At 58.0% G+C, this 11,458-nt stretch carries 8 protein-coding genes; 4 read left to right on the forward strand and 4 right to left on the reverse strand.

The window, feature by feature from the left end; all coding sequences use genetic code 11:
- Positions 1-120 precede the first annotated feature (120 nt).
- On the forward strand, positions 121-1,323 hold the full coding sequence (locus ACQZ6F_RS05335; protein ID WP_449092940.1) for an MFS transporter: 1,203 nt from the start codon (positions 121-123) through the stop codon (positions 1,321-1,323).
- Positions 1,324-1,361: 38 nt separating this feature from the next.
- Here ACQZ6F_RS05335 and ACQZ6F_RS05340 read toward each other — a convergent pair whose 3' ends face one another.
- Complete coding sequence (locus ACQZ6F_RS05340; RefSeq protein ID WP_449092941.1) at positions 1,362-1,745, reverse strand: ester cyclase; 384 nt, start codon at positions 1,743-1,745, stop codon at positions 1,362-1,364.
- Between the two features lie 43 nt (positions 1,746-1,788).
- Positions 1,789-3,789 (reverse strand): putative bifunctional diguanylate cyclase/phosphodiesterase, encoded by a 2,001-nt coding sequence (locus tag ACQZ6F_RS05345; protein WP_169055501.1) that lies wholly within the window; start codon positions 3,787-3,789, stop codon positions 1,789-1,791.
- Between the two features lie 196 nt (positions 3,790-3,985).
- Between ACQZ6F_RS05345 and ACQZ6F_RS05350 the strand changes: the two genes are divergently transcribed.
- Positions 3,986-5,017 (forward strand): class I SAM-dependent methyltransferase, encoded by a 1,032-nt coding sequence (locus ACQZ6F_RS05350; protein ID WP_449092942.1) that lies wholly within the window; start codon positions 3,986-3,988, stop codon positions 5,015-5,017.
- A gap of 404 nt (positions 5,018-5,421) precedes the next feature.
- Here ACQZ6F_RS05350 and ACQZ6F_RS05355 read toward each other — a convergent pair whose 3' ends face one another.
- Together ACQZ6F_RS05355 and ACQZ6F_RS05360 are read right to left on the reverse strand one after the other, a co-directional pair.
- Complete coding sequence (locus tag ACQZ6F_RS05355; RefSeq protein WP_077470197.1) at positions 5,422-5,664, reverse strand: DUF1127 domain-containing protein; 243 nt, start codon at positions 5,662-5,664, stop codon at positions 5,422-5,424.
- A 466-nt stretch (positions 5,665-6,130) separates the two neighbouring features.
- Entirely contained in the window at positions 6,131-7,690 is a 1,560-nt protein-coding gene (locus ACQZ6F_RS05360) for a B12-binding domain-containing radical SAM protein (RefSeq protein ID WP_077470196.1), read from the reverse strand.
- A gap of 356 nt (positions 7,691-8,046) precedes the next feature.
- Between ACQZ6F_RS05360 and ACQZ6F_RS05365 the strand changes: the two genes are divergently transcribed.
- Positions 8,047-9,246 carry an MFS transporter gene (locus ACQZ6F_RS05365; RefSeq protein WP_449092943.1) on the forward strand — a complete coding sequence of 400 codons (1,200 nt, stop codon included), beginning with the start codon at positions 8,047-8,049 and terminating at the stop codon, positions 9,244-9,246.
- A gap of 262 nt (positions 9,247-9,508) precedes the next feature.
- Entirely contained in the window at positions 9,509-11,392 is a 1,884-nt protein-coding gene (locus tag ACQZ6F_RS05370; protein WP_449092944.1) for an MFS transporter, read from the forward strand.
- Positions 11,393-11,458: the final 66 nt, after the last annotated feature.

Here is an 11,458-nt window from a genome sequence, read left to right on the forward strand (position 1 = left end):
GCAGGTCTCACGACACGCGGATAGATCAACGAAATCAATGAACAGCATCAACGCTATTCATTTTTCCGGCACAGTGTCGTGCGCCATACTGAGCCGCAGCCAATTTTACCGAGCTCGATGATGTCCGAACTTGCCGTCTTGTGTGACCATGATGAGGCCGATACCCGGGATGGATGGAAGGTCGTTGCTGCCACGCATGTCTTGACCGCCGTGACGTTCGGGGCAGCCTACTCCTTCTCCGCCGTCTTCCCGGGGCTAGCGGCCGAATTCAATGCCTCTCGCGGCGAGACCGCCCTTGTCTTTTCGATATCGGCTTTCCTGTTCTATTCGCTGGGAGCGATAGCCGGGCCGCTTGCCGACAGGTGGTCACCGCGCGGACTTGTCCTGTTGGGGTTGGTGGCAATGATCTTTGGCTACATCGGTGCCAGCTGTGCCGGATCTCTTTTGTCGCTCTATATTTGGTATGGCTTTGGCGTCGGGTTTGGGATCGGGCTATCCTACGTCCCAGCCCTTGGCGCTGTGCAATCCTGGTTCGTCCGCAAGCGAAGCCAGGCCTCGGGCATCGCAACCGCCGGGATCGGCCTCGGCACTCTGATCCTGCCCTTTGCCATTGCTCTGGCTCTTCCATCGATCGGCTGGCGGGGATGCTTCATCGCGCTTGCATGCCTCTTTGCCGCTTGTGGACTGCCGGCCGCAATGGTCATCCGCAGGAGACGGGACAATGCAAACCCATCCCCGCCCCTCGGCAGCACCTACGCAAATGCTCCGGTAATATGGCGAGACAGCCGGTTCTACCTATTCTATCTCGTGCTTGTTCTGTCGTCGTTTTGCACCTTCATCCCCTATGTCCATATCGTCGCAGCGGCCCAGGACATGGGTCTTTCCATTCAAGACGGCACCACTCTTGTTGGTCTTATCGGCGTCGGCAACATCGTTGGGCGCTTTTTCCTGGCGGGTCTGGGCGATCGCCTCGGGCGCCGCCAGCTTCTCGCAGCACTGACATTCGCAGTCGCCGCCTCCTTCGCCTTGTGGGCATCGGCATCAGGCATGATCCAGCTGGCGCTGTTTGCAGTAACTTTCGGCATGAGCTATGGCGGCTGTGTCGGGCTTTATCCCGCTGTCGCGGCCGATCTGTTCGGCACCCGCAATATCGGCGCCGTCATCGGATATCTCTATACGGCGGTGGGGATCGCGGCCTTGATCGGCCCCACTGCTGCAGGCTTCATTTTCGATCACACCGGCAGCTATTTCGGCCCCATCGTCGCAAGCGGCATCGCCGCCTTCCTCGCGGGTTTCATGGCTCTTCGCCTTGAGCGGAGGTAATTCGTTGCCGCTTGCCTATGTCGAAACTGGCCTTTGGCCTAAAGCTGGGCAGCGATAGCGGCCTTATCGATGATAGACCAGACGTTCCGAATGCGCCCGTCGAGAAACTCGTAGAAGACGTTTTCCGAAAACTGAACTCTGCGGCCGTTGACCGACAAGCCGAACAGCATCCCTTTCGGCGTGCAATCAAAATGCAGTCGGCTGGCGACGCATGGCGGCTCGCAAACCAGCTGGAGGATTTCGAAACGAAGGTCGGGAATGGCACTGAAATCGCCCACGAGCATTTCGCGATAGCCCGACAGCCCGATGCGCGTGCCGTTATAGTGCACTTCGCCATGGACGAAGTTCCCCAAATTCGGCCAATCCTGCTGGTTCAGGCAGGCGATATAACCTCGATAGATCTCGGAGAGGTCGATGCTCATCGTGCGCGTTACCCTTTCGGTCGCCCCGGCACGAACCAGACGTTCAAGCCGATGCCTGCAAGCGCCGGCGCTCAGTCTGCCTTACGGCCATCGGATGCTTGAGCGGCGGCGCGGGTCGGCCGATATGGTAACCCTGAACGGCATCGATCCCAAAGGATTTGACGAGATCGAGCTGTTCTTCGTTCTCGACCCCTTCGACGAGGATACGATGGCCGCGATTGCGCACGAGGCCGATAATGTCTTCGAGAAGAATTTTGGCGCCCGGGCTGTTGGCAGCATCGTGCAGGAATGATTTGTCGATCTTGACCGTTTCGAATTCCATCAGGCGAAGCCAGGACAGCCCTGCAAAACCTGTCCCGAAATCATCCAGCCAGAATTTGATGCCGAGCTTCTTGAGATCCTGAATGCTGTCGAGAACGTCGGAGCGTATTTCCAGGTCGACACCTTCGGTAATCTCGAATGCAACCCTGTGCCCGGAAACACCGGTCTCCGCGAGAATGCCGGCCACTTGCGCAGCAAAGCCTGGAGCCCGCAACTGGATCGGAGAGACATTGATGCTCACCGTATCGACGATGTCGCGGGTCAACAGCTCGCAGCACGCCCTTCTGATCGCCCAGTAGCCAAGGTCTATGATGGCGCCGGTGCGCTCGGCTATCGGAATGAAGATCGCGGGAGACGAGCTCGACCCATCAAGCAATTGCAGACGCATCAATGATTCATAGGCGCCGATCTCTCCGGTCTCCAGAGAAAGGATCGGCTGGTATACCAGCGAGACGAGGTTCTGCTGGATGGCGATCTTCAATATCGCCGCAATATTTTCGCTCGCATCGCCACCCGGCAGTTCGTTCGGGTCGAAGACCCTCGCGCAGTTTCTGCCGCTCGCCTTTGCCGAATAAAGCGCCCGGTCGGCTTCGTTGATGACATTCTCGAGCTTTGCTCCGGCCAGATCCCGCGTAACGGTCGCCCCGACGCTGACGGTCACATGCCTGAAGCCGTCGAGCCGCTGAGCATGAACTATATCAAGCGCCTCAATCCCCCGGCATATCGCTTCCGCGAGGCCCAGCGCCTCGGCGCTGCGTTCCACATCGAGAATGACGATGAATTCCTCACCGCCGTATCGCCCGACCGTTGCTCCCAGTGGTGCGACGATATCCGCCAAGGCATTGGCAACCGTGACAAGGCAATGGTCACCTTCCTGGTGACCGTAATAATCATTGTATTTTTTGAAGAAATCGACGTCGACAAGGAGAACGGCAAAAGCGGCGCCATCCTGGCGCCAACGCTCCCAAAACTGCTTCAGACGGATATCGGCAGCCCTTCGATTTTCCATGCCCGTCAGCGAATCCGTGATCGACAGACGCAAAAGAGCTTCGCCGCGCTCAGTCGCCTGGCGCTGCTGCAGTTCCGCCTCCCTGGCATTCAGGAAGACGTTGAAGCGCTCTTTGTTCAGCTTCCAGTTCACATAGGAGGTGAAAACAAAGCAGCAGAGATAGAAGGTCGTGAAGGCCAGACTGTAGGCCGGGCTATAATGAAATTCGACAAGCGACAGCAAAAAAGTGACGCAGATCAGCCCCGATGACGCGATCGCCAGCCCGAATTCGAGACTGAAGAACAGATTGACGCCCATCATGAAGATGGCGCCGAAGGCGGCATAATAGGAAAAGGCCTCGGCATTGGCGGTCTGCAATGTCGGAACGAGCCACACCACATATCCAAGCACCACGGCGGCCGCACATGTGGCCTCAAGCTCTCCGGCGCGACGCTGCCGCGCGAACTGAATTTCCAGAATGAGAAGCGCAGTCCCGCCAATGAAAAAACGCGCCGGGATCGTCACATGTGCGACGTCGGGAGTGAAGATCAGGTCGGTTATCAGAAAAAGAACATAAACAGGCACCGCGAGCCACAGGCCGCTGCGAGCCAGGCTGCGGCGCGCCTCGTTGCTATAGTCTTTGTAAAGGGTGCGAAGTCCGGCCGGACCGCTCGTCGGGCGTGTCTTTCCCCGGCCAAGATCGCTTCCTCCCGACAATAGACGCATGTTCCCCATAATCCGAGTTAGCTGAGACTTCATGTCCACCGCGGCAAGCCCTGCGTCGTTCCACCGAACAAATCGCGCGCTTTACCGGGCAGCTAATTTGGTCCGTTTGATAGCGACAGCGTTGCAGCAGTCCCATTAACAAAACCATAGCGCTCACATTTTTAGTGCGATATGGTTTGTATAGTATTCACGGGATTATTTAAAATTGACACAATTTCAAACAGCTCTCGATGGTTATAGCCTTGTGACGGCGCAATCGATCTCCGAACACACGAGATCGAAGGTTAATAATTTTACAACCGAACAGATGAAGGAGGGCGAGGCCGAACTTGCCCTTATTCTTTCTTTGGCACAGCAGGCATTCGAGGCGAATGCGCCCGTTCAGGGTACCATGAAGGCCCTGGTCGAACGCCTGCAGACGTTGAAGACCAGATCGACGCCCCTGATCTGGGATCACCTTGCATCCCTGGCCCAGGCGCATCCCGTCTCGTCGTTTCTGCTTCAGGATCCCTTAACCAGATGGTCCTTCGAGAAGCCCCGCGGCTATAGCGGTGACGCGCAGTTGCTGGACTTCATTTACGAGCATCCGGCCGTCGCCGCCCAGGTGACAGAGGCTTCGCCTCTCGGTACGGAAGTTTACAATTTCACCCGAATGGCGCCATCCGCAGTCGCGGTGCGCGAGCGGCGTGAGCTTCTTGCCGCGCATGTCGATGCCGTGGCCGGCGAAAAGGAGAATGCGGAAATCCTGGCGATTGCCGCCGGACATCTTCGCGAGGCAGAACTTTCCAATGCCCTGAAGGGTGACAGGCTCAAGCGCTGGGTTGCGCTCGACCAGGATCCCATCAGCGTCGGAACCGTGACCTCGACCTACCATGGAAGCTGCATCGAAGCGGTCAACGGGTCTGTTCGCACCATTCTCGGGCGCGCGCAAAAGCTCGGGACATTCGATTTCATCTATGCAGCCGGCCTCTATGACTATCTCGCCGAAAACGTCGCCGTGAAGCTGACGGAACGCTGCCTGCAGATGCTGAAGCCCGGCGGCAAGTTCCTTCTCGCGAACTTCGCACAGGACATCGGCGTCGAAGGCTATATGGAAACCTTCATGAACTGGCCGCTGATCTGGCGGACAGACAGAGAAGTCCAATCGATCATCGACAAAGTCCGGCACCCGATTGCCGACAGCGTCATCATGCGCGGCGAAAACAGAGGCGTTATTTACGCGATCCTGACCGTATAGTGGTTGGATCTTCGCTATAGGCTGAGCCGCTTGGCGGCTCGGCCAGCAACAATGCTATAATAGACCGTATATGCTGTGCGCCTTGAGGGCGAGGCGCGTGTTCGCGCAGAAACCAATATCTCTTCGGCCCACATCACAGCCACGAAGACGGCAATCCGATTGTGATCAGGCCTGCCGATGTCAGCAAAGTTCATTGCAGCAAAAGGCAAGGGAGAGCATCGATTGCCCTCCCCTGCCTTTTGCGACAGCAATGGTTCATTGGTAATCCACGGCGCACGGGATCTATCGATCCGGCGACGCAAATCATAAAGTTCCACGCCTTCGAACCTTCGAGCCCGAGACTATTTCCAGCTCTCCGGTCAGACGTTGAATGCAGGGAAACAAGCCGCGCCATCCGCCCGAACTCAAGCAAAATGGCGTAGATGCAGCGGCAGGAACTTGGGCTGGCCCAGAGTATCCTCCCGCTCGGGAAGACCGATATCACGAAGCTGGTAGTTCGATAGCTCGGATACGCATTTGCGCGTCTGGTGCTGCCTCCAGATGACAAGCAGCAGGGCGCGCGCGGTCTTCCACGCACCGAATTCCTGGCATAGTTCATCGACCGTTGCCGTTAAGTTGTCGGCAACTAAAAATTGTGAATGAGTCATCGTCTTTTCCTGGCGCAATCACGCAACCAGGTCCTCTTGAAGCGCGACTGGCTTCAGGAGCTGATACGTCGACGACGCACCAAATCATTCCCTGAGCAAGTCATATAGGTTTAACGGGAAAACGCCTAAGCGGCGGCAGATAAAGCTTTTTAAGCTTTAGATGAAAGCTCGTCGTGCAGCTGGCATGACACATACCAGAGCAGTCGAGATCATTCCGCCAGAGACGTATGTAAACATTTGGGTAGAATGCATGTCACGCCTCCTTGTTTGATTTGCGGATGAGCGTATCATACGCAAGATCTTAAAATCGGCAACCCCCACAATTTCGAATTGCAGATATATCGGCCAATGTGTTGCACTGGCGCAACAATAAAACCGCAGTCGCCGTCCGGCAAACAGCAGCTCATGTCACCGCCTCAAGGCAAGTCGCCTCTGCCAACAAGACCCGCTCAATCGCAAAGCATCGCTAGAACGAATTGACGATGCCGCCGCCCGAGCGCATCTGCTGGACCATGATATGAGCGTGATAATGCATGGCGCATTTGATCGCGTAGATCTGCATGACCACGGGCGAGCGGCGGCGAAGCAGTAGTTTGAGAAAGCGTCGACGGTAGACGGCTCGCAGTTCGGCCTCCTTCACCCGGCGCATCAATCGAACAAAGATGCCGAGCGCTTCCAGCGCCCATGTCGCGTTAAGAGCGATCAGCCGCAGCGGATGGCGACGCAGGTATCGTAAGCGCGTACTTTCGGGTTCGATGCGGGCGTCGATATAAAGCGCATCCAGACGGTCGAAATAGGCCGAGGGCTGATGCAGGTCGCTGAGGACGGAGAGATATCCATCCCGCAGCGTTTCGCGGGAAAGATTAAGGGGAATGACGTTCGTGCCGAAGGCTGGCGGATCATCGTGGTCGAGCCGGCCTTCCTTCGCAAGGCGGGTATAGAGCGGCGTCTTCGGAATGGCGGCGAGCATGCCGATCATCGCGTTGACGATGCGTGCATCTTTGATGAAGACGCGCTGCGCATCGAAAATCGTCGCATCGTCGCTGTCGAAGCCAAGGATCATGCCGCACCAGACCTCCATGCCGGTCTGCTGGATCGTGTGGATCTTCTCCAGCATCGTTCCACCCTTGCGCAGGTTTTGAAGCTTCTTGGTTTCGCGCAGCGCCTCCTCGTTCGGGGTCTCGATGCCGACGAAAACGACGCGGATATTGGCATCGACCATCAGCTGCATCAGCTCGGCGTCGTCAGCCAGGTCGATCGACGCTTCGGTCAGAAACGTCATCGGGTAATGATGCTTCTCCTGCCAGGCAACAACCTCTCGCAACACCTCCTTGATTGCCTTCTTGTTGCCGATCAAATTGTCGTCGACGATAAAGGCCGTGTCCATGCCAGAGGCCAGCAAGGCCTCCATCTCGGCGATGACCTGCGCGCTTTCCTTGATGCGGGGCTTGCGTCCGAAAACGACGATGATATCGCAGAAATCGCAGGTGAAGGGACAGCCCCGCGAGAACTGGACGCTGCCGACTGCATACTCATCCATCTTCAACAGGTCGAAGCGCGGCACAGGCACCTTGCTCATATCCGTCTTGTCGGATTGCTCGTAGCGCCGTGCGTGCTGACCTTGCTCCCATTCATCCAGGAATCTCGGCCAAGTCTCCTCCGCCTCACCGATGAAGCAGACATCGACGAGATTGCCGAAATAATCTTCCTTGACGGTCACCCAAGGTCCGCCGACGACTGTGAAGCAATTGCGTCGTTTGAGTTCGGTCAGGATTTCGGTCATCCGGAAACGCTGGACGATCATCCCCGTCAGCGCGACGATGTCGGCCTTCTCACATAGGCCGAAGTCGATTGCCTCGACATTCTCGTCCACCAGGGTGACGGTATGATCCGCAGGTGTCAGAGCCGCCAACAGCGGCAGACAGGCCACGGGAAGGTTTGCCTTCGCATCGAAGAGCGGCAGAGCGTGTTCCATGCCCCAATAGGAGGTTTCGAAACGCGGATTGATGATGACGATATGAGCCATTGAATATTCCGCTCCACGACTTTGAAGATCTGGTTCGGTATTGCAGTAGGGCTGTGTCATTCGCATCTGCCACTGGCCGCTTTGGCACAGGAACAGGTTCTTTCGGCATTGCTGCGGCACTCTTAGCAGCCCTATATGAGCTCAAGATTAAATTCTTCGCTCGATACATCGTCTGCCTTGACCGGAGGTCTCGCCGCAACTGCACAAATATTGCTCTGCAGATCGACCGGAAAATTTCCGAAGCAACAATGTCGAAATCGACCGATCTCAGTCGTCTTTATTCCAGAGATGAGGCAAGGCATGATCGCGAGATCCTTCAGGTCGCAGGTCGAGCCGGTTGAAAGGGAGTGCGAGAGATGAGTTCCTCCTATCGTTGGGTGATCGTCGGCGCCGGAGCATTGATGACCTGCGTTGCGCTCGGCGCGATGTTTTCCTTGGCGATCTTCCAGGTACCGATCGCCGCCGATACCGGTTGGTCGCGTGCCGGCATTGCCGCGGCAATGACGCTGAACTTTCTCGTCATGGGCTTGGGCGCCTTCGCCTGGGGTGCAGCAAGCGATCGTTTTGGCGTGCGTGTCGTCGTAATCGCCGGTGCGCTGCTGCTTGGGCTTGCGCTGGTATTGGCGAGCAGAGCCGGCTCCCTTCTTCAATTCCAACTGACCTACGGCATTCTGGTCGGTCTTGCTGCCAGCGCCTTTTTCGCGCCGATGATCGCGGCAACGACTGCTTGGTTCGAGAAGGGCAGAAGCCTTGCCGTGTCTCTGGTGTCGGCCGGCATGGGGGTCGCGCCCATGACGATATCGCCCTTCGCCCGCTACCTTATTTCCGCCTATGACTGGCGCTTCGCCATGCTGGTGATCGGCATCATGGCCTGGCTTCTGCTCATACCGGCAGCACTCCTGGTACGGCGGGCACCGGTTGCCGACGAAGCCTCGAAAGTCGACGGGCAGATGGAAGAAAAGAGCGCGCCTCTCGGCCAGATCTTCCGCTCGCCGCAATTCCTTGTTCTTGGCGCCACCTTCTTTGCCTGCTGCGCGGCCCACTCCGGTCCGATCTTTCACATGGTGAGCTATGCCACCATCTGCGGCGTAGGCCCGATGGCCGCCGTTAGCATCTATAGTGTCGAAGGCCTGGCGGGTCTCGGCGGCCGTCTTCTTTACGGCACGCTTGCCGATCGGCTCGGCGTCAAACCGGTGCTGATAGCCGGTCTTCTGGTGCAGGCGGCGGCACTCGCCACCTATCTTCTGGTGAGCGAACTCGACCAGTTCTATGCACTGGCCGTGGTCTTCGGCAGCGCCTATGGCGGCGTCATGCCGCTTTATGCCGTGCTGGCGCGCGAATATTTCGGGCCGCGTGTCATTGGCACGGTTTTCGGCGCCGTCTCGATGCTGTCGAGCATCGGCATGGCAGCCGGCCCCCTCATCGGCGGCTGGATATTCGATACCTTTGCCAACTATTCCTGGCTCTTCATCGGATCGTCGATGGTGGGTCTGGGCGCAGCGGCGATCGCCGTGGCCTTTCCGCCCATGCGCCGCCTGCAACTGCAGCCGGCGTGAGGCGGAATATATTCGTATTTCTTGATAGTTTACGCACAGTTTTCCATAAGCGACGGAAGTTGCAGGCATTGCAATTTTCAATTTTTAGCCAACACTCACAAATGCATCAGGTGCGTGATCTCCTGGGGGAGGAAATCCGGAGAGCACCCACTGGCGCGACCTTCTGCGGCAAGTCCGCGGACAGGTCCTGCGTAATGTCATCATGGGGGACATGAGACGGGTCTTTTGACGATGTCCCTGGTGCAATTGGGAGGATCTAGTAATGGCAACCACGTCCGTGGCCGAGACGACGAGTCGAGGCATGACCAGGGAAGAGAAGAAGGTCATCTTCGCCTCTTCGCTCGGTACAGTGTTCGAATGGTACGACTTCTATCTCTACGGGTCCCTGGCCGCATTCATCGGCGCAGCCTTCTTCAGTGACTACCCGGAGGCAACCCGCAACATCTTTGCCTTGCTTGCATTTGCCGCAGGCTTCCTCGTCCGGCCCTTCGGCGCGCTGGTCTTCGGACGGATCGGCGATCTCGTCGGCCGCAAATACACCTTCCTGGTCACGATCCTGATCATGGGTCTGTCGACCTTCCTGGTTGGTATCCTGCCCGGCTCGGCGAGCTGGGGCTTCGCGGCCCCGGTCATCCTGATCGTACTGCGCATGCTACAGGGCCTGGCGCTCGGCGGCGAATATGGCGGCGCGGCAACCTATGTTGCCGAACATGCGCCGAATGACCGACGCGGTTTCTACACGTCGTGGATCCAGACCACGGCAACGCTCGGGCTGTTCCTGTCGCTCATCGTGATCCTCGTGGTGCAGAATTGGCTCGGCAAGGACGCCTTTGCCGCCTGGGGATGGCGCATCCCATTCATTCTGTCCTTCGTTCTTCTCGGCATTTCCGTCTGGATCCGGCTGTCTCTGAGTGAATCACCGGCTTTCAAGAAGATGAAGGAAGAGGGCAAGGGCTCCAAGGCGCCGCTGTCTGAAGCCTTCGGACAATGGAAGAACGCTCGGATCGCACTGCTCGCCCTTCTCGGCCTCACCGCCGGCCAGGCCGTCGTCTGGTATGCGGGCCAGTTTTATTCGTTGTTCTTCCTGCAGAACGTCCTGAAGGTCGATGGCCAGTCGGTCAACATCATGATCGCGATCGCGCTCCTGATCGGCAGCGGCTTCTTCGTGTTCTTCGGCTGGCTGTCCGACAAGATCGGCCGCAAGCCAATCATCATGGCAGGCCTTGCCCTGGCGATCCTTACCTATTTCCCGCTGTTCAAGGCATTGACCGGCGCGGCAAATCCGGCCCTTGCCCAGGCGGAACAAACCGTCCGCGCCACGGTAACGGCGGCACCGGGCGATTGCACCTTCCAGTTCAATCCCGTGGGAACGGCGAAATTCAACAATTCCTGCGATATTGCGACATCATTCCTCTCCAAGAGTTCGGTTCCATACACGGTGGTTGACGGCCCGGCTGGGCAGCCAGCAACCGTCAAGGTGGGCGACGCAACCATAGCTTCCTACGACGCCGTCGCCGCAGGAGCCGCCGCTGCGGCCAAGAGCGCAGCCTTCACGCATGACATGAACCTCGCCCTGCAGAAGGCCGGCTTCCCGCTGGCGCGCGATCCCGCCAAGGTGCCGGATGCCAAGCTTGATGGCTTCATTGCCGCAAACCCGGAACTCGGGCTCAACGCGGCAACGGTTCGAGCCGGGGACAAGACCGTCACGCCGGTCGCCGACCTCGTCAAGGCGAAGCTCTTGACAGCGGACCAGGCCGGCGGCGCAACCGACATGCCGGTCTATACGATAGCCAATGGCGGCGCCTTCAAGATGGTCGCCGATCCCTCGGCGATCAATTGGCCGCTGACGATCGCCATCCTCACCATCCTCGTCATCTACGTGACCATGGTCTATGGCCCGATCGCGGCAATCCTGGTGGAGATGTTCCCGACCCGCATCCGCTATACCGGCATGTCCTTGCCCTATCATATCGGCAATGGCTGGTTCGGCGGCCTGCTTCCGGCAACCGTGTTTGCGATGAGCGCGGCCAAGGGCGATATCTATTACGGGCTATGGTATCCGATTGCAGTCGCGGCGATGACGCTGGTCATCGGCCTCATCTTCATTCGCGAGACCAAGGGCATCGATCTCAACACCATCAAGTAACGCAACGAGGAAGCCCGGCGCGCATACCGCGCCGGGCGCCCCTTCATGCCTCTCTCCATGCGCCGG

It is taken from the genome of Rhizobium sp. A22-96 (assembly GCF_053521805.1).

Coding starts and splice junctions, on each gene's coding strand:
- ACQZ6F_RS05355 (WP_077470197.1), bottom strand. CDS start 5,664: ATGACTCATTCACAATTTTTAGTTGCCGACAACTTAACGGCAACGGTC.
- ACQZ6F_RS05360 (WP_077470196.1), bottom strand. CDS start 7,690: ATGGCTCATATCGTCATCATCAATCCGCGTTTCGAAACCTCCTATTGG.
- ACQZ6F_RS05365 (WP_449092943.1), top strand. CDS start 8,047: ATGAGTTCCTCCTATCGTTGGGTGATCGTCGGCGCCGGAGCATTGATG.
- ACQZ6F_RS05345 (WP_169055501.1), bottom strand. CDS start 3,789: ATGGGGAACATGCGTCTATTGTCGGGAGGAAGCGATCTTGGCCGGGGA.
- ACQZ6F_RS05335 (WP_449092940.1), top strand. CDS start 121: ATGTCCGAACTTGCCGTCTTGTGTGACCATGATGAGGCCGATACCCGG.
- ACQZ6F_RS05340 (WP_449092941.1), bottom strand. CDS start 1,745: ATGAGCATCGACCTCTCCGAGATCTATCGAGGTTATATCGCCTGCCTG.
- ACQZ6F_RS05370 (WP_449092944.1), top strand. CDS start 9,509: ATGGCAACCACGTCCGTGGCCGAGACGACGAGTCGAGGCATGACCAGG.